Source organism: Nocardioides astragali (genome assembly GCF_024436375.1).
In the GTDB taxonomy this organism is placed as follows: Bacteria; Actinomycetota; Actinomycetes; order Propionibacteriales; family Nocardioidaceae; genus Nocardioides; species Nocardioides astragali.
On record NZ_JAFMZM010000003.1, the window covers coordinates 57,211 to 81,528 of the forward strand.

Consider the following 24,318-nt stretch of genomic DNA (forward strand, 5'->3'; position numbering starts at 1 on the left):
TTATGATCACCGGCGTGATCTTCAAGCGGGTGGGCGTCGGCCGGCCCTACCCCGACCACGGGCTGACCTCGCGCGACTGGGCCGACCTGCCCCCGCGGCAGATCCGGCTCGACGAGCTGGTGACCACCAAGGACACGCTGCGGCTGGACACGCTGCTCGACGAGGACTCCACGTTCTACGGAGACCTGTTCGCCCACGTCGTGTCGTGGCGCGGCGACCTCTACCTCGAGGACGGCCTCCACCGGGCCCTCCGCGCCGCCCTGCAGCAGCGCAGCGTCCTGCACGCCCGCGTCCACCAGGCCGGTGACCAGTGAACACCCCGCTCCGCTCCCCCGGACAACGACTCGGGGACCCCGCATGAGCGCCGGGCTGCGCTCCGCGCTCACCCTGGCCGTTCTCGCGCTGCTCCTGGTCGTCGCCGCGGTCTGGGGCTGGGCGGCGTTCACCGAACCCTTCCCCCAGGACGAGCCCGTCGCCATCTGCGAGGACACCGAGGTCAGCGCCGGGTCCGAGGTGCGTCGCGACCAGGTCGTGGTGAGCGTGTTCAACGGCAGCAAGCGCAGCGGGCTGGCGAGCTCGACCAGCGCCGAGCTCGGGGAGCGCGGCTTCGTCGCCGGGGACGTCGGGGACGCGCCCGTCCCGGCCGCGACGACACAGATCTGGAGCTCCGACCCGACCAACCCCGCCGTGCTGCTGGTCCAGCAGCAGTTCAAGAAGGCCAGGATCGTGTCCGGCGACCCCATCGGGGTCGGCGTCGTGGTGGTGGTCGGCGAGAAGTTCAAGACGCTGCGCCGAAAGCAGGTCGAGTCGGTGATCGCCGAGGCAGACGCGACCTACTGCAAGGCCACCGGCTCCGAGTGACGGAGGCCCGGATGGCCGGGGCTACTCGCGGTCGTGCTTGGACGGGTTGCCCAGCCACTGCGCCAGCCGACCGTTCTGCGACACCTGGCGCAGGCGGGCCTCGGTCGCCTCGCGCTGCTTGCGTGGAGTGACGACCAGCAGGTCGTCGCCGGCGCGCAGGACCGTACGTCGCTCCGGCACCAGCGACGAGCCGCCCCGGATCACCAGCGAGACCGAGGCGCCCTGGGGCAGGCGCAGCTCACCGACCTCGACGCCGTGCATCTTCGACGTCGGCGCGATCGTGACCTGGAGCAGGTCCGCCGCGACCCGGTCGAGCGGCGCCGCCTCGACGTCGAGCCCGCGCGGCTCGGATCGGCTTGCGACCCCGAGCAGCCGCGCGACCCAGGGCAGGGTCGGGCCCGTGAGCAGGGTGTAGACCACCACCATCACGAAGACGATGTCGAACAGGTCGTCGGCCCCGTCGACGCCCTCGGCCAGCGGGATCGTGGCGAGCACGATCGGCACCGCACCGCGCAGGCCGGCCCAGGAGATGAACCCGAGGTCCCGCAGGACCATCGGTTGGACGATGCTGCTGGCCAGCACCGACAAGGGCCGGGCGACGACGGTGAGCACGAGCCCGGTCACGAGTGCCTGGACGACGGTGGTGAGGTCGATCCTGCCCGGCGACAGCAGGAGGCCGAGCATGACGAACAGCCCGATCTGCGCCAGCCAGGCGACCCCCTCGGCGAACGACCTGGTCGCCACCCGGTGGGGCAGCTCGCTGTTGCCGAGGATGAGGGCCGCGACGTAGATCGCGGCGAACCCTGACGCGTGCGCGGCGGACGCGAGGCCGTACGCCATGAACGCCAGGCACAGCACCGCGATCGGGTAGAGGCCCGAGGACGGCAGGGCGGCCCGGCTCATGATCCAGGCCCCGGCGAGGCCGCACCCGACGCCGATCAGGCCACCCACGAGCAGCTCGAACACGATGGTGCCGGCCACCTCCAGCACCCCGGCCTCGGCCGCGACGCCTGTCGAGATGATGCCGACGAGCACGACCGTGGGGGCGTCGTTGAGCCCCGACTCGGCCTCGAGCACGCCGGTCAGGCGCTTGGGCAGGGGGACGACCCGCAGCACCGAGAACACCGCCGCTGCGTCGGTGGGTGAGCAGATGGCGCCCAGCAGGATCGCCAGCTCCCAGGGCAGGCCGAGGAGGTAGTGGGTGCCGACGGCGACCAGCGCCACCGAGACGGCGACGCCGATCGTCGCGAGCGACACCCCTAGCCGGATGCTGGGTCGCATCTCGCGCCAGTCGGTGGTCAGACCACCTTCGGCCAGGATGATCGCCAGTGCCCCGAACCCGAGCGCATGGGCGAGCTGGGCGTCCTCGAAGGGGATCGCGAACGGTCCGCCCTCGCCGAGCAGGACGCCGATGAGCAGGTAGATCAGCAGGGATGGCAGACCGGCGCCTGCCGAGATCCGCACCGCGAGGATCGCCGCCAGGGTCACGACCGCACCGACCAGCACGAAGACGTCGAGCTGGTGGACGTCGAACGTCATGCACACCTCGTGCTCTTGGGCTGGGGCGGGCGGGCGGAGGTCCCGATCCTATCGGTGATCGTGGCTCGCGGATGACGGTCGCGTCGGCGCCTGCCGGGGGTGTGCCGTCGGCCGCGCTGGTGCAGAATCCAGGGCGCGGAGACGTTTGGACCCAGGGGCTGCCGGGTAGGCGTCCCCCGACGAAAGGGCGTGATCGATGTACGGCGACACCGCGGCGGGCCGCAAGCGCGTCGCCCAGCTCCGTGAGCAGGGCGGCGACATCCGGGCCCTCGCCTCCCGACTGGTGTCCCAAGCCGAGGCCGCCCCGTGGCACGGCAAGGCTGCCGACGCCATGCGCGAGCGCATCAAGGAGCGCGCCAACCACCTGCGCGTCGCCGCCGCACACCACGAGAGCGCGGCCGAGTCGCTCGCCCGGCACATCGTCGAGGTCGACAGCCTCAAGGAGGCCATCGACACCCGCTCCCACAAGGCGACCTCGCTCGTCGAGGACGCCCGCACCCGCGCCAGCGAGGCGGGCACCGCTCCGGACGGGACGCCGCGCGAGGCCGACGAGACCGACTCCACGCTGCTGTCGTTCGACCCTCCCCCGGCCGGTCACAAGGACTGGCTGACCGTGAACCTCCCGGGGCTCTGACATGGTGACGATCGACCTGACGACTCCGCCCACGCCCCCCGCCAGCTTCCTCGACGGGATGGCGCGGCGCGTCGCTCTGACCCTCCCCGAGCTGCGACTGGTCGCCGACCTCGCCGGCGGGGCACCGCTCCCCTTCGACCTCCAGCCCGCCGACAGCACCCGCGTGGACTCCGGCTCGCTCTCCGGTCGCCTGGGCCAGAGCCGCGGTTCGGTCGAGGACTCCGCCTACGCCGACGCGATCGCCACCCTGCACGACCCGGACGACTCGCTGCGCCGCCGCGGACTGCTGACCGACGACGGTGCCGAGCCCGGCATCGTCGGCGCCGTCGGCCTGCTCGCGACGCCACGGCTCGCGCTCGACATCGACGTCGCCGCGGGCGCCACCCAGGTGAAGGCCTGGCACCGGCAGGACGGTGGCGCGGTCGCGAGCCTGTCCACCTGCGACGGCATCGTCTTCGAGCTGGCGTGGTTCCCGGTCGACCAGTGGACCACCGAGCTGGCTCGCGTGACCGCGGTCCCCGAGGACCTGGCGCTCAGCGCCTCGCACGTGCCCCCCGTGCTCGACGTCCCCTACGCCCTCGCCGACTCGATCGGGGAGGCGCTCCGCTCGGGCCGCTCCGACCTCGTCCCGGTCCTCATCGGCCAGACCGACGGGGAGGTCCTGTCCGACGGCGACGCCCTCGGCCATGCCGAGGCCGCCGCGGCACTCTCCGCTGTCCACTCCGAGGCCAGGGGGCGCCTGCGCATCCTTGCCGCCGAGGTGTCCGACCGCGCCACGACGTCGGTGGGAGTGATCTCCTGGGTGCTGCTCCGGGACGGGTGGCACTCGCTCACCCCGCGCCACGACGACGGAGCCCGCGTCGCGATCGCCCGGGTCGACCCCGACGACCTCGCGACCGAGCTCGCCCCCGTCCTGGCGCAAGTCACCCTCGGAGAGGAAGTGTCGCCGAATGAGTGACCTCGACATCCCCCGCACGCACAGTGCCGACACCCCCGCCGAGACGTCCGCCTCGGTGGCCGCCGACAAGTACGACCAGATGCTGGCGCTGGCCGACCTGTTCGACGCCTCCGGCAACGAGATGCGCACGCGCGCCCGCCTCGGCGCCGAGATCCTCCGCGACGACGAGGTCGTCGACACCGCCGAGCTGTCGAAGGCGACCTGGGGCCAGGCCGAGGAGGACATCCGTGCGGCCACGACCGGCAAGCACGGTCTGTTGACCCGCTCCGTCGAGCTCGACGCCGACGCGCTCGTCGTACGCGCCACGGTGCTCACCTACCGCTGGATCGACGAGCTCCAGGAGGCGGCCTACAAGACGCTGGGCTCCATCGCCGGCCGCGCCATCGGCTACCTCGCCCCCGAGGTCGCGCTCGGTGGAGCGATCGTCAGCGCCGGCCTGATCGAGACCGACGCGCTCGACCGCGACGGCGTCACCGCCTACCTCAACGAGCTCGCCGAGAACAACCCCGAGCTGATGGACCACATCTCCGGGGGCGACGGCCTGCTCGACGGCCTCCACATGCGCTCGCTGCTCACCGCGGGCGTGCTCGCCTCCGACCTGGGCGCCCATGCGGCGCGCGGCGGCCTGCGGGCCATCGGGGTCGACCCGTTCCCGACCGACGCAGTGTCCGCCTTCCGCGACTCCGCCGGCTCGTTCGTGGAGGTCGAGGAGCCCGACGGCGAGGCGGCGACAGGCTCGGGCCGCGCGCCGCGCTCGCTGGAGGAGCTGATGGCCACGCTCGTCGCCGAGGACCGCAGGATCAGCGTCCAGCGCGTCGGCGCCGGCCGCTACATCGCCTATCTCCCCGGAGCGGTCGGATCGGAGTCGGGACGGCTCCGCCTCGTCGGGGCCGACCCCACGACCTCCGCCGGCCAGGTGATCCGCGCGATCGAGAAGGCCGTCACCGAGGACGACGCCCGCGTGATGCTCGTCGGCTCGGCAGCCGGTGGCACTCTCGCGGCCGAGATCGCCGCGACCGCCAGCTCGACCCGCTTCGTGGTCGACCAGGTCGTCACCGCAGGCGCGCCGGCGGCGCAGGTCCCGCGGATCCCCGAGTCCACGCGTGTGCTGTCCTTGGAGGACCGCTCCGACCCGGTGGCCCTGCTCGGCTCGCTGATCAACGCCAACATCGCCAACCGGCTCACTGTGGTGTTCAACGGCGCAGCCCCCGACGGCTCCCACATCTATGTCGCGGGCGCGAGGGCGGCCGACAGCGCCGACCACCCCGAGCTCCGGGCGGAGATCACCCGGATGCAGGACCTCGGCTACCTCGCCGGCTGAGAAGGCCTCTTGGCTGTACGCGCCCCCGAGCGCTCGGCGCCCGACGTCGTCTGGACTGACGAGCGAGCAAGCGTGACGAGCGCAGCGAGGCAGCGCCGTCGAGCGAGGAGGGAAGACGACGTCTTCAGGGGCGCCGAGCACGCGAGCGGAGCGAGCGCCATCAACTCAGACGATCTCGTGCACGAACTCGCCGAGCTGCGCGAGGTTGCGGCACTCGACCATGCGCACGATCTCGCCGTAGCGGTCAGCCGCGCTGTCGCCGGTCCCCCAGTGCCGCGGGTGCTCGGGGTTGAGCCACCACGCGTGGCGGGCTCGCCCCACGAGGTCGCCGAGCACCGGGAGCGCGAGGTCGCTGTAGTTGGACCGGCCGTCGCCGAGGATCAGTAGGGACGACTTCGGGCCGATCGCGTCGGCGTGCTGCTCGGCGAAGCGGGTCAGCGCGCGGCCGTAGTTGGTGCGGCCCCACAGCGTCGCGTGCGAGATGCTCTGCGCCAGTGACTCCATCACCTCGACCACGTCGGCGCCCGGCCGGAAGCGGTCACTGACCTCGACCACGTCGTCGACGAACGTGAAGGCGCGCACCCCGCTGAACGCCTCGCGCAGCGCGTAGACCAGGAGCAGGGTGAACTGCGCGAAGTTGGCCACCGAGCCGCTCACGTCGCACAGCACCACGAGGTCGCTGCGGTGCGGCCGCTTCGGCCGATGGTGGGTGGTCAGCGGCACTCCGCCGGTCGCGATCGACGCGCGGACCGTGCGGCGTACGTCGAGCGGGCCGCGCCGCTGCGCGTGCTGCTCCTTGGTGAGCCGGGCCGCGAGTCGACGCGCGAGGGGATAGATCTCGCGCCGCATCTCCTCGAGGTCGCTGCGGCGGGCCGCGGTGAAGTCGAGCCGATCGATGGTGGGCCGCACCGTGACGTCGGCGACGTGCTCGGGGCCCTTCTCCTCCGCGATGCGGCGACGGGCGTCACCCTCCACGAGCCGGGTGAAGTCGCCGATCCGCCGACCCGCCGCGCGCTGCGCCTGCTCGGCGTCGAGACCCTCCCCGAGGAGCCCCTTCACGAGGCGGTCCATCAGCTCGGCGGGCGAGACCCGCTGGAGCGAGGTGTACGCCGACCAGCTCGACAGCCCCGGCCCCCGTCCCGGCATCGCCCCGAACCGCGCCACCGCCTCGACGGCGAGGTCCTGCAGCGCCTGGAGGTCCCCGGACGCCAGCGCGTCGGCGAGCGCCTCGCGGAACCGTTCCAGCTCGGGCCCGGTGTCGCGCGGTCCGTCGACCGGGTCCACGTCCTCTCCGGCGACACCGCCGCCGATCAGGCGCGGGTAGTAGATGTCGAAGACCGCGTCGAAGGTCACCCGCTGCGGCTGGCGCTTGACGAGAGTCGCGGCGTACGTGGCACGCACGGTCTCCCGGTCGTGCCAGCTCACCTGCTCGAGCGCGCTGATCGCGTCGAGCCCCTCGGCCAACGACACGGACAGGCCTGCGGAGCGCAGTGCCTCCACGAAGCCGATGTGGGTGTCGAGCAGGCTCATCGGGGTCCCTGTCCGAAGCGGGGCGCAGCGAGCATTCGGATGGGGTGAAGGCTCACGAGATCACCTGCTCGCCAGCTTGAGCTCCTTGACCGCGCGCCGCTGGTCGGAGGCGTGCTTGAGCACCACGCCCAGCGTGCGTACGACGGTCTCCTCGTCGAGCTCGCCGATCTCGAGCGCGATCAGGGTGCGCGCCCAGTCGACGGACTCCGCGATCGAGGGCGCCTTCTTGAGCTCGAGCTCGCGCAGGCGTACGACGACGTCGACCAGCTGCCTGGCCACCTTCTCCTCCAGGCCCGGGACCTGGCTGGTGACGATCGCCCGCTCCCGCTCCGCGTCGGGATAGTCGAGGTGGAGGAACAGGCAACGCCGCTTGACGGCCTCCGACAGCTCGCGCGTGGCGTTGGAGGTCAGCACGACGAACGGGCGGCGCGTCGCGCTGACCGTGCCGAGCTCGGGGATCGTCACCTGGAAGTCGCTCAGCACCTCCAGCAGGAGCCCCTCCACCTCGACGTCGGTCTTGTCGACCTCGTCGATGAGGAGCACCGTCGGCTCGTCGCGACGGATCGCGCTCAGCAGCGGCCGGGTGAGCAGGAACTCCTCGGTGAAGATGTCGTCGTGGGTCTCGCTCCACGAGTCCTCACCGCCACTGGCCTGGATGCGCAGCAGCTGCTTCTTGTAGTTCCACTCGTAGAGCGCACGGGCCTCGTCGAGGCCCTCGTAGCACTGCAGCCGCACCAGCCCGGCGCCGGTGGCCCGCGCCACCGCCTTCGCCAGCTCGGTCTTGCCGACCCCCGCCGGGCCCTCGATGAGCAGCGGCTTCTCGAGCGCACCGGAGAGGTACGCCGTGAGCGCGGTGGCGTCGTCGGTGAGGTAGCCCGCTTCGCGCAGGCGTACGGCGGCGTCGGCGGGGGACTCGAACCAGGTCGTCACCGGCTGAGCCTATCTGTGCAGCCGCCACGCCCGGCCGACGCCACCTCAGCCGTGCTCACTGCGTTTCGCTGGCAGAGGGGGCGGGATTCGAACCCGCGGTAGGTCTCCCTACGACCGCTTTCAAGGCGGTTCCGATCGGCCGCTCCGGCACCCCTCCTCGTGCCGCGCCGGGGCGCCGCACACCCCGGGACTCTACCCAACGCTCCGCGGAGGCAGACCCACGCGGGCGCACCCGGACGGCGACATGGTGAAATCTGCGGCGTGACGACCGAGACAGCCACCGTCTACCGCCTGGCCCCCGCCGTCGCGGCCCGTCTGCTGGGCGCGGTGCTGGTCGCCGTCGCCGCCCTGATCCTGTTGAGCACGGTCGCGATCGCGGTCTTCGACCTGCACACCGTCTTCCTGCTGGTGCCCGTGGCCCTCACGATCATTCTTCTCGCGGCCACGTGGTGGGCGTGGCGGCAGAAGGGCTGGATCGCCCGCCTGACGCCGGAGGGCTACCGGGTCCAGTGGGTCCGTGGCGTCGGCACCGCCTCCGGCCGGTGGAAGGACGTCGAGGACGCCGTCGCGACGACGGTGGCCGAGTCCCCCGTGGTGGTGCTGCGGCTGCGCGACGGGCGTACGACCACCATCCCGGTAGAGATGCTGGCGGTGGACCGCGAGACGTTCGTCCGCGACGTCCAGGAGCACCTGCAGCAGGGACACGGCCTCCGGAAGTTGTGACCTGATTCGGCGCGAGCGCTCCGCGCCTTGTAACCTTCTCTGCGCCCGGCTCCGTCGGGCATGGAGGCGTCGCCTAGTCCGGTCTATGGCGCCCGCCTGCTAAGCGGGTTTGGGGCTAAAACCCCATCGAGGGTTCAAATCCCTCCGCCTCCGCCAGTGTGATCGGCCCCCTTCCTCCGGGAGGGGGCCGAATGCATTTTGCAAGAACCTGCAATGCACAGACCTGCAGGGACTGGACGCAGACGCGGCGCCGGGCGGTGGGAGAGAATGAACGGGTCATCCCCTGTGACGTCGTGACATCTAGAGGTGAAGCAATGACCCCAGTACGCCGCATCGCCGCCGCTGCCCTCGTGGCCGCGCTCGGATTCGGTTTCGTCGGCGTGGGCGCGTCCCCGGCCAACAGTCTCGACACCAGCTGGGGCGGCAAGATCAGGGTCAAGTGACCCCCCGAACGTGCCATGATGTGCACGCAGTGAAGAGCTGAGACACGGACCCCTCAACCCCCCACGAGTCCTGGTCCCACGGCCTCCCCCACAGGCTCGTCTCAGCAACGAGGGCAGCAACTCATCGAGTTGCTGCCCTCGCTCTCATCGGGCGGCCTTGCCCCCGGTGGGTTCGTCGGTCTCCCGTCCGGAGATGCCCCGTTTGCCCATCTCGTAGCCGAGCTGGAAGCGGGTCTCGACCTCGAACTCGGTCTTGAGGTCCGCGACGTAGCCGGCGTACGTCCGAGGGCTGACGCCGAGGCGCTTGGCGCCGGCGGGGTCGGCCCGCCCCTCCAGCAGCATCCGGATGGTCATCGCACGCTGCTCGGCGGCGATGTCGCGCACCAGCGAGGTCTCGCTGCTGGTGAAGGGACGCGCCCGCTCCCAGTGCCGTTCGAACATGTCGACGAGGTAGCCGACCATCGACGGCTCGCTGATCACCATCGCCGCGCTGAGGCCCTCGTGGCTGGGGATGATCGCGATCCGGCGGTCGACCACGATGAGGCGGTTGAAGAACTCGTCGAGGGTGCGGACCTCGGCGCCGGCAGCGGTCACCGCGGCGACGTACTTGCGGGTGTCGGCACCGCGGCGGGCGGCGTGCTGGTAGAGCGTACGCATCTTGACGCCCCGCTTGAGCGCGGCGATCTCGCGCGCGCCCACCTCGCCGAGCTGCTTGACGCCCCGCTTGTCCTGCGGCTGTGCGGTGAGCAGCTCGTCCTCGGCGTCGCCGACCAGCGAGGCGAGGAAGTTGCCGATCGTGGCCAGGCCACGGATCTCGGCGAACGGGCCGCCGACGGCGCTGGGTGAGCGGCGCCAGACGTGCGAGAGGGTGCTGAAGGCCTGCGCCCAGTGGGCGGACTCGGCGATCAGCTCGGCGCCTCGCTGACCGAGGGGGGCGACGACCTGGGCCTGCACCGCTGCCGGGTCGACGGCCCGCCACTGTGCTCCGTCCTCGCTCTTGACGACCAGTCCGACGTCGACGAGCAGGGCGAAGGCCTCCTGGAGCTCGCCCCGCTTGGCGATGCGCTTGTCCGTGGCGCTGATGCCGCCGGAGGACACGATCTCCTCGTAGAGCGGGGTGGCCCGCTCCTCGAACAGGTCACGTTCGTGCTGCCCCAAGGGCATGGCTCACCTCCCTGTCTCCCGCCGGTCTCCCGCGCACCCGCGTGTGAGGATGGTGCCACAACGGCCCACAGGCCCCACGGAAATGGCACCGACCCGCCCTCCGGACGAGCGGAGTGGCGGGTCGGCGACGTCGGACCGCAGGGAATCAGGCGTTCAGGCGGGCCTTCAAGGTGTCGAGCTCGCTCCACAGCACGGCCGGGAGGTCGTCGCCGAACTTCTCGAACCACTCCTGGATCTGCGGCAGCTCGGCCTTCCACTCCTCGGCGTCGACGGCGAGGGCCTGGGCCAGCTCTTCCTCGGTGAGGTCGAGGCCCTCGATGTCGAGCGAGCCCGGGGCCGGCACGTGGCCGATCGGGGTCTCGACCGCGGCGGCCTGGCCGTCGATGCGCTCGATGACCCACTTGAGGACCCGGCTGTTCTCGCCGAAGCCCGGCCACAGGAAGTCACCGTCCGCAGAGCGGCGGAACCAGTTGACGTAGAACATCTTGGGCAGCTTGGCGGCGTCGTTGTCCTTGCCGATGCCGACCCAGTGCCCGAAGTAGTCGCCCGCGTTGTAGCCGATGAAGGGCAGCATCGCCATCGGGTCGCGGCGGACCACACCGACCGCGCCCACCGCGGCCGCCGTGGTCTCGGAGGAGAGCGTGGCGCCCATGAAGGTGCCGTGGTTCCAGTCGCGGGCCTCGGTGACCAGCGGGATGGTGGTCTTGCGGCGGCCACCGAAGAGGATCGCGTCGATCGGCACGCCCCGCGGGTCGTCGTACTCGGCGGCGAGGATCGAGCATTGCTTGATCGGGGTGCAGTAGCGGCTGTTGGCGTGGCTGGAGAGCTCGCCGGACTCCGGGGTCCAGGGCTCGCCCTTCCAGCTGGTGGCCTCTGCCGGGGTGTTCTCCAGGCCTTCCCACCACACGTTGCCGTCCGGGGTCAGCGCGACGTTGGTGAAGACCGAGTTGCCCTTGCGGATGGTCTCCATCGCGTGGGGGTTGGTGTGCTCGTTGGTGCCGGGAGCCACACCGAAGAAGCCGAACTCCGGGTTGACCGCCCACAGCCGGCCGTCCTCGCCGATGCGCATCCAGGCGATGTCGTCGCCGATGGCCTCGACCTTCCACCCGGGGATGGTGGGCTTGAGCATCGCGAGGTTGGTCTTGCCGCACGCGCTCGGGAACGCCGCGGCGATGTACTTGGTGACGCCCTGCGGCGAGGTGAGCTTGAGGATGAGCATGTGCTCGGCGAGCCAGCCCTCGTCGCGCGCCATGACCGACGCGATGCGCAGGGCGTAGCACTTCTTGCCGAGCAGGGCGTTGCCGCCGTAGCCCGAGCCGAAGCTCCAGATCATCCGCTCCTCGGGGAACTGCACGATGTACTTGGTGTCGTTGCACGGCCACGCCACGTCGGCCTGGCCCGGCTCGAGCGGCATCCCGACCGAGTGGAGCGCGGGGACCCACTGCGGCGACTCGCCGGCGTCCTCGAGCTCCTCGATCCGGGTGAGGACATCGGTGCCCATGCGGGCCATCACGCGCATGGAGACCGTGACGTAGGCGGAGTCGGTGATCTCGATGCCGAACATCGGCCGCTCGGCCTCGACGTGACCCATGACGAACGGGATGACGTACATCGTGCGGCCCCGCATGCAGCCGGCGTACAACCCGCGCATGAGGTCCTTCATCTTCTCCGGGTCCATCCAGTTGTTCGTCGGACCGGCGTCGCGTTCGTCGACCGAGCAGATGTAGGTGCGGTCCTCGACGCGCGCCACGTCGGTGGGGTCGGAGGCCGCGTGGAACGAGTTGGGCATCACGTCGGGGTTGAGGCGCGTGAAGGTTCCCGTCGCCTCGAGGGAGCGGGTCAGCTCCTCCCACTCCTCGTCGGAGCCGGTGCACCAGTGGATGCGCTCGGGCTGGGTCAGCTCGGCGATCTCGTTCACCCAGGCGAGGATGCCTGCGTGGGTCGTCGGTGCGGTCTGCTCGGCGGTCGTCTCGATGTCGGTCGTAGCTGTCATCCCGGGTTCCTTCAGCGTTCGTCGCGATTCGCGCGGCCTCGTTGACGGCGACTTGGTCGGGACGCTAACGCTTGTGAAAGCACGCACATATTGGATCGATCACAGAGATGTGACGTGGATCTCGCTACTCCGACGTAGGGATCTCGAGCCACCAGAACGCCCTGAGAACAGTGAGCGTTCACATCGGCGTCACGCCGTCGGCAGCGCCACCTGGGCGGTGAGGAAGGTGGACACGAACTCGTCGTACGGCACCGGCTTGCCGATGAGGAAGCCCTGCGCGAGGTCCACGCCCTCGGCCCGGCACACCGCGAGGATGTCGGGCGAGGAGACGAACTCCGCCACGGTCCGCTTGCCGAGGTCGCGGGCGATGCCCACGATCGAGCGCAGGATCGTGCGGTCGACCTGCGACTCGTGGACGTGGGCGACGAACTCACCGTCGATCTTCACGTAGTCGAACAACAGGTGCTTGAGGTAGTAGAACGACCCGAAGCCCGCGCCGAAGTCGTCCAGGGCGAACGCACAGCCCAGGTCGGTGATCCGCTCGGCGAAAGCGCGCGCCAGGGCCACGTCGCCCACCGCTGCGGTCTCGGTGATCTCCAGGATCAGGGCGGACGGGTCGACGTCGTGCACGGTCAGGGAGTCACAGATCGCCTGCTCGACGTCGGGCCTGCCGATGGAGTGCCCGGACAGGTTGACCTCGAGCGCGAAGGTCGGGTCGATCCGGCGCAGCTTGGCGAGCATCTCGACGCTGTGCTCGACCACCCACGCGTCGACCAGGGGCATCAGGCCCACGCGTTCGGCGATGTAGACGAACCGGGACGGCGGCACCAGCTCGTCCTCCTCGCGGAGCCGCAGCAGCACCTCGGCCGAGGTGATCCGGTCGTCGGCGAGGTTCATGATGGGCTGGAGGTGGAGCTCGAAGCGGTCGTGCTCGAGTGCCGCCTCGATCCGGCTCTGCCACAGCAGCCGCGCAGCAGACCGCGGCGGCCTGAGCTCGCCCTCCGGCAGCACGGCGATCTGGTTGCGACCCGCGTCCTTGGCGTCGTACATCGTCATGTCGGCCAGGGCCAGGATGTCGGTGGCATGCTCGCTGGCTGCCTTGAAGGTCACCGCCCCGACGCTGGCGGTCACCCGTCGTCGTACGCCGTCGAGGGTGGCCGCGTGGGCGCGGACCAGGTCGACGATGGAGTGACCGACGCGGGTCGCCCCGTCCTGGTCGCCGTCGGTGAGGATCACGCCGAACTCGTCCCCGCCGAGGCGCGCGACCACGTCGGTGTCGCGCACGGCACGGCGCAGCAGGCCGCCGATGGTGACCAGGAGCTGGTCGCCGGCGTTGTGCCCGAGGGAGTCGTTGACCTGCTTGAAGTTGTCGAGGTCGAGCAGCAACAGGGCACCCGTGGGGCCGTGACGCCGGCACCGGTCGAGGTGACGCTGCAGCTCGCTCTCGAAGCGTCGGCGGTTGGCAAGTCCGGTGAGCACGTCGTGGTCCGCGAGGTGCGAGAGCCGGTCGAGATAGCGTCGCCGGTCGGAGATGTCGACGACGTTGACCATGATCACCTCGCCCATCCCGCGGTCGCCGACCACGGTGCTGCTGAGGGAGACACTCACGTCGTTGCCGCCTGAGTCGCGCAGCGTGCACTCGGACTCCAGCGCCTGGTCGCGACCGGACACGAGGCGGACGACGTGGTCCTGGATCCGGTCCTCCCCCGGCGACTCGAAGGCGCCGAGCTCGTGGCCGACCATCTCCGGGGGGTCGAGCCCGACGAGGACCGCCATCGAGGTGTTGACCCGGATGATCCGGCCCGCGGGGTCGAGGAGGGCGACGCCGTGAGGAGCGTCGTCGAACAGCCGCTCGACCCGTTCGCTGGCGACACGGGCCCGGCGGCCCTGCCGCTCGAGGTCGCGGACGATGCGTTGGAGTACCGGCGCGATCACGAGCGCGACGGCTGCCCACACCACCGCCCGGCGCCAGTCGCCGGACGGGTAGCTCGGTGCTCCGATGACCAGGATCGGGATGGCGAAGGTGAGGACGGCCAGGGCGCTCGCGACCCACAGCTGGCGCAGTGTCCCGGTTATCGCCAGCCAGAGGATCGGCAGGAGGAGGAAGACCGACATCCCCGACGCCGAGCCTCCGGCGCTGGCACCCGCCGCGTCATGGAGCAGGGCGGCGTAGGGGAACAGGAGGTAGGCCGCCAACGGGTGCAGCCAAGAGGCTTCGTCGCGACGCTGGCTCACGAAGAAGACGATCACGACGGGGACCAGGCTCAGGGCTGCGAGCCCGGCGACCCACCACGGCCGGTCGTAGGGGGGCAGGACGACAGTCAGCAGGCCGATCCCGGCCACAGCCGCGAACGGGAGAGCGAGTGCGGGCGTGTCTCTACGCGGATCGGCTGAGGAGGACTCACGCGCGGCGGTCCCCGAGACGCGTGGTCGCACCCTCACACACTAATGCGGCACGCGCGGCGTGTCCGGCTATTCGTCATCGAGGTCGGCAGCGACCCGGCGGTGGGCCTCCCAGATCTCCTCGGGCATCCGGTCGAACTGGGAGAGGTGCTCCTCGCGGAAGCCCATCTCCTGCTGCCAGCGGGCCTTGTCGATCGTGAGGATCCGCTCGAGGTCCTGGGGCGGGATGTCCATGCCCTCGAGGTCGAGCTCCTCCTCGGTCGGGATGATCCCGACCGCCGTACGCCGGCCCTTGACCTCGCCGTTCTTGAGCTGGAGCAGCCACAGCAGCGGACGCAGGTTGTCGCGGTATCCGGGCCACAGGAAGTGGCCGTCCTCCGGGTCCTTCTGGAACCAGTTGACGTGCGCGAAGATCGGCTGCTCCTTCGCGGCGCCGACGATGTCGAGGTAGTGGCGGGCATAGTCACCCTCGCCGTAGGCCATGAACGGCCGGTTGGACATCGGGTCGTAGCGCAGCTGACCGTCGACCCCCTCGGCGGCGAAGGTGGCCTCGGCGCCGAGCGTCAGGCCGTCGTAGACACCCTCGGCGAGGTCGGTGATCGCGCGGATCAGCGGCTCGCGGTCGCTCGTGCGACCACCGAAGATGATCGCGTCGATCGGCACACCCACGGGCTCGTCGTAGTCCGGCGCGATGTTGGGGACGTTGGCCAGGGTCGTGGTGAAGCGGCTGTTGGGGTGGGCCCATGCCGCGGTGTCGTTGCTCTTGCGGTCGGCGAGGGGCGCGCCCGTCCAGTCGAGCCAGCCGCGCACGTTGCTCGGCGGCTTGGGGGTCTTGCCCTCCCACCAGACCTCCCCGGTGGTGGGGTTGTAGGCGACGTTGGTGAAGATCGCCCTCGATCCCTCGCCGATCGAGTGCAGGGCGTTGGGGTTGGTGGTCTCGTTGGTGTCCTTGGCGACGCCGAAGACGCCGTACTCCGGGTTCATGCCCATCAGGCGACCCGACTCCTCGTCCACCCACAGCCACGCGATGTCGTCGCCGTAGAACGAGACGTGGTAGCGGTCGCCGAGCGCGTCGGGTGCCGCCATCATCGCGAGGTTGGTCTTGCCGGAGGCGCTCGGGAAGCCGCCGCAGACGTGGTAGGTCTTCCCCGTCTCCTTGTCATGGATGCCGATGAGCATGTACTGCTCGGCGAGGAACTTCCTGCTCGCCCATCCGTCGTACGCCCCCTGCCGCAGGCCGTGCGCGATCTTTCCGAGCAGGGCGTTGCCGCCGTAGGACGAGCCGAAGTGCAGGATCGTGCGCTCGTCGGCGACGGTCACGAAGTAGCGCTGGTCGTCGGGCGTGCCCTGGCCGAGGTTCTCCAGGTCGCCGGTCACGTGGACGGCGCGCACGAAGGAGCCCGGGTCCTCGAGCTCGTTGACGAACTGCACGCCCACCCTGGCCATGCGGATCATGTGGAGCACGACCGTGCGGGTGTCGGTCAGCTCGACGCCCGCGGCCCACGGCTCCAGGGCGTTGCCGGCGGGAGCCATCAGGTAGGGGATGACGTACATCGTCTTGCCCGCGGACGCGCCGCGCATCCGGTCGTGCAGCAGCGGCTTCATCTCCGAGGCCGGGCGCCAGTTGTTGTAGACGCCCTTGTCCTTCTCGTCGTTCGTCGCGACGATCGTGCGCTCCTCCGAGCGGGCAGTGTCCTTGTGATAGCTGCGGGAGTAGTAGCGGTCCTGGCCGGCTCGCTGCAGCTCTCCCGCCGCGACGGCCTCCTCGAGGAGTCGGGCGTCGTCGGAGGCGTTGACCACCTCGACGTGCTCGGCGCCGGTGAGCTCGGCGTACTCCTTCACGAACTCACGGACCTGGGGGTTCGTCAGCCCGGCATCATCCAGGACTGCCTCGAGATCTGCCATCGCGCTGCCTCTCATCCTGCGGCGGGTGCGGGCCGCCGCGTGTGCGGGTGCTAGGCACCATAGGGCACCTTTCGACGATCCGAACCGGCTCATGGGGTGATGCTGATTTCGCCCGCCCCGAGGGGGTCGGCTATCCTCGTCGAGTCCTCGCGGCGTGCAAGCGCAGCGGACGACGAGCGCCTGTAGCTCAACGGATAGAGCATCTGACTACGGATCAGAAGGTTTGGGGTTCGAATCCCTACAGGCGCGCAGATCGGTTCAGCGCGAGACACCCACCGGGACGCTTCATCCCGGTGGGTGTCTCGCGCTGGTACACCCCATGACCTGCGCAGACAAGGTGGTGGGAGACGGGGTGCTCTCACAGAGTGGCCAGGTAGAACGACAGCACGAAGCCCGCGGCGGTGCTCAAGGCCACCGCCGGGCCGCCCTGCTCGTAGGCCTCAGGCATCAGCGTGTCCGCGAGTGAAGCGAGCACCGCGCCGGCCGCGAACGCCAGCGGAAGCGACAGCGTCTCAGGCTCCGCAGTCGACAGTGGTCCGGCACCGACCACGACAGCAATGACCAGCAACGCCGCACACGCCGACCAGGTGCCGACGATGAACAGCTGAGAGCGGCCATGAGCCTGCATCGACGCACTGCCGACGAGCGCCTCGGGGAAGTTCGAGACGAAGATGGCCGCGAGCAGAGCGAGACCTCCAGTCCCTTCACCCAGGGACACGCCCAGGGCCACGTTCTCCGGAACACCGTCCAGGGTGACCGCGGCCAGGAGCGCCAGCCCTGCAGCGCCGCTGACGGAGGCCGGCGACGCCGCGGCGTCGGAGGCGGGAGCATCGAGGTCGAGCTTCTCGCTGCCGTGGTCCTCTTCTCGATGGCCCTCGGCTCTCCGATCCAGCCATTGGCTGACCAGCGTGAACACCACTGCACCCGCGAGCAGGCCCAACACCGAGCGCCACAGCCCACCCTGCTCGTAGGAGTCCTCGAACAGCTCGAAGGCCAAGGCTGTGATCAGGGCACCAGCCGCAAAGGCCAGCATCGCCGCCAGCACACGCTTCGGCAGCCGGAACCGACCGCCCGCCACCGCTCCGAGCACCAACGCGCTCGAGGCCACCAGACCGAAGAGCACAGCCTCACCCATGCTCGGGGGTACCCGGGACCAGGTACCTCTATGCCGCCATCCCTGGCTGGGAGCGCTCACAGCCCTCGCGTCCCCCTCAGGCGTAGACAGAGTGCGGTTTGGCACCTATGTTCGAGCCCAGGGTTGGGAGCGCAGCCCGCGGCATGTGTCTCGCCGCGACGACTCTCCTCGAGAGGTCTGCTCATGTTTCCCGCCCACCGGCAGCTCGCACCCGACGTGACCAACAATGCGAACCCCCCGGTTGATGAGCTGCAGCGCGAGCGAGCTCGCCGTGCCGCTGATCCCGACCCGTTCGGTCTGGGGCTGCGTGATCTCGCCGCCAACCCCGCGCTGATCGAGCAGGCCAAGGGTGCGTTGATGCTGCACTTCGGAGTCGACTCCCACCAAGCCTTCGCAATCCTGCTCGGATGGGCGCGGGCCTCCCGCACCCCCGTCGTCGTCGTTGCCCACACCCTGCTGCGCGGGATCTGCGAAGGCAATCCGCACACCGAGGTCCGACAGCGGGCCCTGGTGCAGTGGCTCGAGGCGCAACTGCGCGACGGCGCTCCGGACCCCCCGCAGGTCCGAACGCCCCCGCTCCCATGGCGAACCGGCACATGAGACTCCGCCAACGCAGGCGGCCCTGATCGGGGGAGTGCAGGGGCGCGCGACTCACGCAGACGTGCGTCCCTGCACACCCCACCCGCGCTATCGCGGTGTCACACCGGTGCGGACCAGCTCCTCGGCCACGCGGTTCAGCTTCACGTTCTGGTGCTGAGACACGCGGCGGAGGACGGAGAACGCCTGATCGGGTGTCAAGCCGAACCGTTCCATCAGGATGCCTTCAGCCCGACCGATCGCGGTGCGATGGGAGATCGCCATCTCCAGGTTCTCGGCGTTCTGCGAAGCCGCCAGCGCCACGCCCACGTGAGCGGCCAGCGCATGTCCGTTGTCGATGTCGTCGGCGTCGAACGCATCGGGGTTGGTGGCGTACAGGTTCAGGGCGCCGAGCGTGTCGTGGGTCGTGTAGAGGCGGTAGCTCACGATCGAGGCGACCCCCACCTCCTCCGCGATCATGGGCCCCCAGGTGGGCCAGCGGTCGTCGGTGGCCAGATCACGGCTGTGGACGACCTCGTGCATGTGGAGCGCGTCGAAGCACGGGCCTTCCTTCAGCACGAACTGGAGCTCGTCGATCCGGTTCAGCGCCTGCGTGGTCCCCACCGGGGTGTCGATCCCGCCCGCGTGCACGATGGAGATTCCGACGAGGTCGCACCCCTGGATGATCTCGGTGGCGACCAGCACGACCTTCTCGAGCGTCAGCTGGGTGCTCGACCACCCCTGCATCGAGCGAGCGGCATCTGCCAGCTGTTCGGCGAAGCTCGCCGGGGTCTCCATGATCCGCAGTCTCCTCCCACCCCTCTACCCTGGCCAGCGCCGACCCCCAAGGGTGGGATCGGGATCCGAAGCCGAACTTTCGGTCAAGGCACTGGCCAGAAAGAGGTCAGGAAACGACGATCCACGACATCTGCTGGACGACGGGCGCACTGTCAAAGCGCCCCTGACCGCAAGGGGGTGGCGCAGCACATCAGGGGCTCGGACCTCGCGCCTAGAAGACCTAGCCGTGGGGGCTACCCGTGTCATCTCACCAGCGTCAGCGTCCGGTTCCGTCGTCCCGAGCCACCGAGCGGTCGTACCTGCACCGCATCGGCGTCCTGCTCGTCCTCGCGCTGGTCGCGTCGGGGCTCTCGGCGCTGGTGAGCCCCGCCGCCGCCACCGCGGACGAGCAGACCGCGGCACCTCAGGGCTACATCGTCTCGTTCGGCGACGGCAGCACCGTCGCGGACCGAGAGGCGGCGCTGTCGGCCGCGGGAGCGACTGACGTCTCCGCGGTGCCCAAGCTAAACATCTACTCAGCCTCACTGGACGCGGCAGGGCTGGACGCACTTCGTGCCGACCCCCAGGTCCGCCAGGTGGAGGCCGACAAGGTCCGCGAGGTCCAGGGCGCCCCGGACGACCCCGGCTACGTCGCGCAGTGGGGTCTTCCCCAGATCGGGTGGGACGCGGCGTACGGCGCCGTGCAGCCGGCGGGTTCGGCGACGGTCGCGGTCCTCGACACGGGCGTCAACCCCACCGACGACCTGGGCGGCAACCTGGTCCCCGGCGCCTCCATGATCGACGGGGACGACGGCACCGCGGACCCCAACGGGCACGGCACCGGCATGGCCAGCATCATCGCCGCCGGCACCAACAACGGCACGGGCATCGCGGGCGTGGGCTACGCAGGCGTCTCGGTGATGCCGGTCAAGGTCCTGGGCGCTGACGGGCTCGGCCAGGACTCCGACATCGTCGAGGGCGTCGTCTACGCCGCCGACCACGGCGCCGACGTGATCCTCATGTCCTTCTCCAACCCGGGCCGCAGCGGGGCACTGCAGGCTGCCGCCGACTACGCCTGGTCGAAGGGTGCGGTGCTGGTGGCCGCGACCGGCAACGACGGCTCGACCACCGACACCTTCCCCGCCGGCCTCGCCAAGGTGGTCGGCGTCTCCGCCACCACCCGGGAGGACACGTTGTGGAGCGGCTCCAACTCGGGGGCCGACACCTTCCTTGCCGCGCCCGGCGTCGACGTCGCGACCGGTTCGAGCTCTCTCACGGGTACGTCGGCCTCGGCCGCGATCGTCGCCGGCACGGCTGCGCTGGTGAAGGCCAACGACCCCTCCGCCTCGAACGGCGTCGTCGTCGGCCGCCTCGCGCGCAACGCCGACCCCGCGGGCACGACTGCCGAGACCGGCAACGGCCGGGTCAACCTGGCCCGCGCCCTGGCCGACACGGCGACGGACCCCGTCGTGCCGCAGGGCGTCGCTGGTGCAGGAGGGCCGGTCGTCGGGCCGTACGTCGCAGCGGCGAACAACGACGCGCACATCGCGCCCGGTTGGGCGCCCACGAACACGCCGACCACCTTCAGCACGCTCTACCGCAAGACGACAGGCAACGCGGTGCAGCACGTCCGGATCACCCTGCCAGCGGGCTACACGAACATCAGCGTCGCCGCGACGGCGTACTCCTCAGGCACCTGGAGCACGCCTGTGATCAACCAGGTGAGTAGGACGGTCGACGTCCAGCTCGTTTCCGGCACGGGGCTGGCCGTCAACGATGTCGACTGGGCGCGGATCGACGTCACGGCGACGACACCGCAGGCCAACCAGAGCGGCAACGCCGCCGATTGGCTGATGCAGACCTTCACGAACACCGCTGGCACGGCGGGCGCACAGAGTGACAACCCACCCGTTCTCATCGGCACCACCACCAACCCATCGGCCACCATCACCTTTGTCGACGGGACCGGCGCCCCCATCTCGAATCCGGTCCTCGAGAATGACGAGTCTGCGATCGTGCGCGTTCGCGTGACGTCCGCCTCAACCGCGACCACGATCAAGTACACCGACATCGCCGTCCCCACGTGCTTCAGCAGCCCGACGGCAGTCACGACGACCTCCAGCGCCGGCGGCACCGGCGGCTACGCGACCACCGTCACGGACGGGTTCATCCGCATGGCCGGAGGTCAGATCCCGAACAACGGCTTCCTGACGGTCGAGTTCACCACGACTCCGAACTGCACGTCCGGCACGTACCTGATCTCGTCGGACCCGAGCACGAACGCGTCCAACCCGCCCTCCGGCACGAACCAGTCGGTCTCGACCACCGGTGGTTCTCTGACCGTTGCCGCCGGGCTGGCCGATCTGTCGATCACCAAGACCGACACGCCCGACCCGGTCAACACGAACGGCACGCTGACCTACACCCTGGGTGTGTCGAACGCCGGACCGAACGACGCCTCGGCGGTCAAGGTGGTCGACACCCTCCCGGCGGGCACGTCGTTCGTGAGCGCCACGGGGACGAACTGGAACTGCGCCAACGCATCGGGCACGGTCACGTGCAACCGCACTGGAGGAAACCTCGCGCCCGGCGCGGCTCCGGCCATCACGATCACCGTCACGGCCCCAATCGCAGGGGGATCCATCACCAACAGCGCTACGGTCTCCTCGCCCAACGACAACACGCCCGCCAACAACACGGCCACCGCAAGCACCAGGGTGAACATCGCGCCGGTGGCGGTCGATGACACGGCGACCACCAATGAGGACACCGCGGTGGCCAAGAACGTGATCGCCAACGACACGGATGCGGACAACACCAACGCCGAGCTGAGTGTCAAGGCGGGGTCGGTCTCGAACCCGGCACACGGCACTGCTGCGCTGGTCACCAGTGGCCCGGACGCTGGCAAGGTGCTCTACACCCCGGATGCGAACTACAACGGCCCGGACAGCTTCACCTACCGCGCGACCGACGGGACCGCGGACTCAAACATCGCGACGGTCAACGTCACGGTGAACGCGGTGAACGACGCACCGGTGGCGACGGTCTCGTTGTCCCCGACGTCGCCGACGACAGATGCAACCCTCACGGCGACCGCAACGAAGTCCGACCCTGACGCGGACCCCGTCACGTTGACGTACGTCTGGAAGGTCAACGGGACAGTTCGCCAGACCACATCTGGTTCCTCCTCGCTGACAGACACCTTCGACACGTCGGCTTCCGGCAACGGCAGCGCCGGTGACGTGGTCAGCGTGGAGGTGACGCCGAACGACGGGACAGTCAACGGTGCGGCGGTCAACGACTCGGTCACCGTCGCCAACAGCGCCCCGGAGCTGGGGTCGGTGGCCATCACCCCGACCACGGCCGGGACGAACACCATCCTGACCGCGACCCCGAACGGGTACGCCGACGCTGACGGCGACGCCGCCAGCTACCACTACCAGTGGTTCAAGAACGACACCGCCCTGGACGGCGAAACCGGCTCCACGCTGGACCTGGGCTCGGACGGCAACGGCGGTCGCGGCGACGTGATCAAGGTCGAGGTCTACGCCACCGACGGCAACGGCGGCACCTCACCGACCCGCGCCGACCAGCTCACCGTCGCCAACACAGCCCCGGACCTGGGGTCGGTGGCCATCACCCCGACCACGGCCGGGACGAACACCATCCTGACCGCGACCCCGAACGGGTACGCCGACGCTGACGGCGACGCCGCCAGCTACCACTACCAGTGGTTCAAGAACGACACCGCCCTGGACGGCGAAACCGGCTCCACGCTGGACCTGGGCTCGGACGGCAACGGCGGTCGCGGCGACGTGATCAAGGTCGAGGTCTACGCCACCGACGGCAACGGCGGCACCTCCCCGACCCGCGCCGACCAGCTCACCGTCGCCAACACCGCCCCGGACCTGGGGTCGGTGGCCATCACCCCGATCACGGCCGGGACGAACACCATCCTGACCGCGACCCCGAACGGGTACGCCGACGCTGACGGCGACGCCGCCAGCTACCACTACCAGTGGTTCAAGAACGACACCGCCCTGGACGGCGAAACCGGCTCCACGCTGGACCTGGGCTCGGACGGCAACGGCGGTCGCGGCGACGTGATCAAGGTCGAGGTCTACGCCACCGACGGCAACGGCGGCACCTCACCGACCCGCGCCGACCAGCTCACCGTCGCCAACACCGCCCCGGAGCTGGCCCCGATCAGCAATCAGATCGTGGACGAGCAGGCTGTCCTGTCGTTCACTGCAGAGGGGTCCGACCAGGACAGCCCAGGTGACACGCTGACCTACTCGCTGGTCGGCGCCCCCGCTGGCGCATCGATCGACCCACAGACTGGAGAGTTCACCTGGACCCCGAGCGAGACCCAGGGCGGCGCGGCGTACGAGCTCACCGTGAAGGTTTCCGACGGGACGCTCCACGCGACGCGAACCTTCACCGTCACCGTTGCCGAGGTCAACGTCGCCCCTGTGCTCGCGCACATCGACGACCAGGCCATCGATGAGGAGACCGTGCTGGCCTTCACCGCCACCGCGACCGACGCCGACCGTCCCGCCAACACACTGAAGTTCTCTCTGGTCGACGCACCGGCGGGTGCCGCGATCGACGCGGACTCCGGCGACTTCACCTGGACCCCGAACGAGAACCAGGGCCCGGGCAGCTACACCTTCACCGTCAAGGTCACCGACAACGGCACCGGCACCCTGTCCGACACCGAGGAGATCACCGTCACCGTCACCGAGGTCAACGTCGCCCCGGTGCTCGCGGAGATCGGCAACAAGCAGGTCGCTGAGGAGACCGAGCTGTCCTTCACCGCCACCGCGACCGACTCCGACCGGCCGGCCAACACACTGAAGTTCTCCTTGGTCGACGCACCGGCGGGTGCCGCGATCGACGCGGACACCGGCGACTTCACCTGGACCCCGAACGAGAACCAGGGCCCGGGCAGCTACATCTTCACTGTCAAGGTCACCGACAACGGCACCGGCACCCTGTCCGACACCGAGGAGATCACCGTCACCGTCACCGAGGTCAACGTCGCTCCCGTGGCAAACGCTGACTCGGAGACGGTTGGGGAGGACTCGGGCGCGAGCACAATCGACGTGCTCGCCAACGACGAGGATCACGACGTCCCGGCCCAGTCGTTGAAGGTCACCACCGTGACCCAGCCGGCGAACGGCACGGTGACGATCACCAACTCCGGTGCCAACGTGTCGTACACCCCGAACGGCAACTACAACGGGACCGACACCTTCACCTACACCGTCACCGACAACGGCACCACCGACGATGAGGCCGACCCCAAGTCCGACACCGCGACAGTCACGATCTCGGTGACCGCGGTCAACGACACCCCGGTCGCGAACGACGACACCGCCAGCACCGACGAGGACACCCTGGTGGCCACCGACGTGATCACCAAC

Annotated in this window: 18 protein-coding genes and 3 tRNA genes; 11 read left to right on the plus strand and 10 right to left on the minus strand. The window is 70.0% G+C overall.

Annotated elements, in window-relative coordinates:
* The first annotated feature begins 14 nt into the window (after window positions 1-14).
* Window positions 15-314 carry a type II toxin-antitoxin system VapB family antitoxin gene (locus tag J3P44_RS09430; RefSeq protein ID WP_255890075.1) on the plus strand — a complete coding sequence of 100 codons (300 nt, stop codon included), beginning with the start codon at window positions 15-17 and terminating at the stop codon, window positions 312-314.
* Between the two features lie 43 nt (window positions 315-357).
* Entirely contained in the window at window positions 358-861 is a 504-nt protein-coding gene (locus J3P44_RS09435; protein ID WP_255890076.1) for a LytR C-terminal domain-containing protein, read from the plus strand.
* Between the two features lie 21 nt (window positions 862-882).
* Here J3P44_RS09435 and J3P44_RS09440 read toward each other — a convergent pair whose 3' ends face one another.
* Window positions 883-2,400 carry a potassium/proton antiporter gene (locus J3P44_RS09440; protein ID WP_255890077.1) on the minus strand — a complete coding sequence of 506 codons (1,518 nt, stop codon included), beginning with the start codon at window positions 2,398-2,400 and terminating at the stop codon, window positions 883-885.
* Window positions 2,401-2,596: 196 nt separating this feature from the next.
* On the opposite strand from J3P44_RS09440, the gene J3P44_RS09445 reads away from it, so the two are divergent.
* From J3P44_RS09445 to J3P44_RS09455, 3 genes are read left to right on the plus strand one after another with little or no spacing between them, the layout of a single operon-like run.
* Complete coding sequence (locus J3P44_RS09445) at window positions 2,597-3,034, plus strand: hypothetical protein (protein WP_255890078.1); 438 nt, start codon at window positions 2,597-2,599, stop codon at window positions 3,032-3,034.
* A gap of 1 nt (window position 3,035) precedes the next feature.
* Complete coding sequence (locus J3P44_RS09450) at window positions 3,036-3,992, plus strand: hypothetical protein (protein ID WP_255890079.1); 957 nt, start codon at window positions 3,036-3,038, stop codon at window positions 3,990-3,992.
* On the plus strand, window positions 3,985-5,313 hold the full coding sequence (locus J3P44_RS09455) for a hypothetical protein (RefSeq protein ID WP_255890080.1): 1,329 nt from the start codon (window positions 3,985-3,987) through the stop codon (window positions 5,311-5,313). Before J3P44_RS09450 ends, J3P44_RS09455 begins: the two co-directional genes overlap by 8 nt.
* A 165-nt stretch (window positions 5,314-5,478) precedes the next feature.
* Here J3P44_RS09455 and J3P44_RS09460 read toward each other — a convergent pair whose 3' ends face one another.
* The 3 genes from J3P44_RS09460 to J3P44_RS09470 all read right to left on the minus strand — a co-directional run bounded on the left by J3P44_RS09460 (window position 5,479) and on the right by J3P44_RS09470 (window position 7,930).
* On the minus strand, window positions 5,479-6,843 hold the full coding sequence (locus J3P44_RS09460) for a vWA domain-containing protein (RefSeq protein ID WP_255890081.1): 1,365 nt from the start codon (window positions 6,841-6,843) through the stop codon (window positions 5,479-5,481).
* A gap of 60 nt (window positions 6,844-6,903) precedes the next feature.
* Window positions 6,904-7,773 (minus strand): AAA family ATPase, encoded by an 870-nt coding sequence (locus tag J3P44_RS09465; protein WP_255890082.1) that lies wholly within the window; start codon window positions 7,771-7,773, stop codon window positions 6,904-6,906.
* A 69-nt stretch (window positions 7,774-7,842) separates the two neighbouring features.
* Window positions 7,843-7,930: transfer RNA gene (locus tag J3P44_RS09470), tRNA-Ser, on the minus strand.
* 104 nt (window positions 7,931-8,034) lie between these two features.
* Here J3P44_RS09470 and J3P44_RS09475 point away from each other — a divergent pair.
* The 3 genes from J3P44_RS09475 to J3P44_RS09485 all read left to right on the plus strand — a co-directional run bounded on the left by J3P44_RS09475 (window position 8,035) and on the right by J3P44_RS09485 (window position 8,939).
* The gene (locus J3P44_RS09475) at window positions 8,035-8,496 is read left to right on the plus strand and encodes a hypothetical protein (RefSeq protein WP_255890083.1); all 462 of its coding nucleotides are present in this window, start codon (window positions 8,035-8,037) and stop codon (window positions 8,494-8,496) included.
* Between the two features lie 62 nt (window positions 8,497-8,558).
* Window positions 8,559-8,652: transfer RNA gene (locus tag J3P44_RS09480), tRNA-Ser, on the plus strand.
* A 158-nt stretch (window positions 8,653-8,810) separates the two neighbouring features.
* Complete coding sequence (locus tag J3P44_RS09485; RefSeq protein ID WP_255890084.1) at window positions 8,811-8,939, plus strand: hypothetical protein; 129 nt, start codon at window positions 8,811-8,813, stop codon at window positions 8,937-8,939.
* Between the two features lie 144 nt (window positions 8,940-9,083).
* Here the strand turns inward: J3P44_RS09485 and J3P44_RS09490 are convergent, their stop codons facing one another.
* The 4 genes from J3P44_RS09490 to J3P44_RS09505 all read right to left on the minus strand — a co-directional run bounded on the left by J3P44_RS09490 (window position 9,084) and on the right by J3P44_RS09505 (window position 16,404).
* A complete protein-coding gene (locus J3P44_RS09490; protein WP_255890085.1) occupies window positions 9,084-10,103 on the minus strand; it encodes a TrmB family transcriptional regulator in 1,020 nt (339 codons plus the stop codon).
* 145 nt (window positions 10,104-10,248) lie between these two features.
* Window positions 10,249-12,096, minus strand: a complete 1,848-nt coding sequence (locus J3P44_RS09495) for a phosphoenolpyruvate carboxykinase (GTP) (RefSeq protein WP_255890086.1) — start codon at window positions 12,094-12,096, stop codon at window positions 10,249-10,251.
* Between the two features lie 189 nt (window positions 12,097-12,285).
* Window positions 12,286-14,532, minus strand: a complete 2,247-nt coding sequence (locus J3P44_RS09500) for a putative bifunctional diguanylate cyclase/phosphodiesterase (protein ID WP_255890087.1) — start codon at window positions 14,530-14,532, stop codon at window positions 12,286-12,288.
* 36 nt (window positions 14,533-14,568) lie between these two features.
* Window positions 14,569-16,404, minus strand: coding sequence for a phosphoenolpyruvate carboxykinase (GTP) (locus J3P44_RS09505; RefSeq protein WP_255890088.1), 1,836 nt, complete (start codon window positions 16,402-16,404; stop codon window positions 14,569-14,571).
* A 176-nt stretch (window positions 16,405-16,580) separates the two neighbouring features.
* On the opposite strand from J3P44_RS09505, the gene J3P44_RS09510 reads away from it, so the two are divergent.
* A tRNA-Arg gene (locus J3P44_RS09510) sits at window positions 16,581-16,653 on the plus strand.
* 109 nt (window positions 16,654-16,762) lie between these two features.
* On the opposite strand, the gene J3P44_RS09515 is transcribed toward J3P44_RS09510, so the two are convergent.
* The gene (locus J3P44_RS09515) at window positions 16,763-17,449 is read right to left on the minus strand and encodes a ZIP family metal transporter (protein WP_255890089.1); all 687 of its coding nucleotides are present in this window, start codon (window positions 17,447-17,449) and stop codon (window positions 16,763-16,765) included.
* Window positions 17,450-17,722: 273 nt separating this feature from the next.
* On the opposite strand from J3P44_RS09515, the gene J3P44_RS09520 reads away from it, so the two are divergent.
* The gene (locus J3P44_RS09520) at window positions 17,723-18,139 is read left to right on the plus strand and encodes an ANTAR domain-containing protein (RefSeq protein ID WP_255890090.1); all 417 of its coding nucleotides are present in this window, start codon (window positions 17,723-17,725) and stop codon (window positions 18,137-18,139) included.
* 87 nt (window positions 18,140-18,226) lie between these two features.
* Here the strand turns inward: J3P44_RS09520 and J3P44_RS09525 are convergent, their stop codons facing one another.
* Window positions 18,227-18,913: a GAF and ANTAR domain-containing protein gene (locus J3P44_RS09525; protein WP_255890091.1), complete on the minus strand. Its 687-nt coding sequence runs from the start codon at window positions 18,911-18,913 to the stop codon at window positions 18,227-18,229.
* 239 nt (window positions 18,914-19,152) lie between these two features.
* Between J3P44_RS09525 and J3P44_RS09530 the strand changes: the two genes are divergently transcribed.
* On the plus strand, window positions 19,153-24,318 hold a 5,166-nt coding region (locus tag J3P44_RS09530; RefSeq protein ID WP_255890092.1), incomplete at its 3' end, for a tandem-95 repeat protein.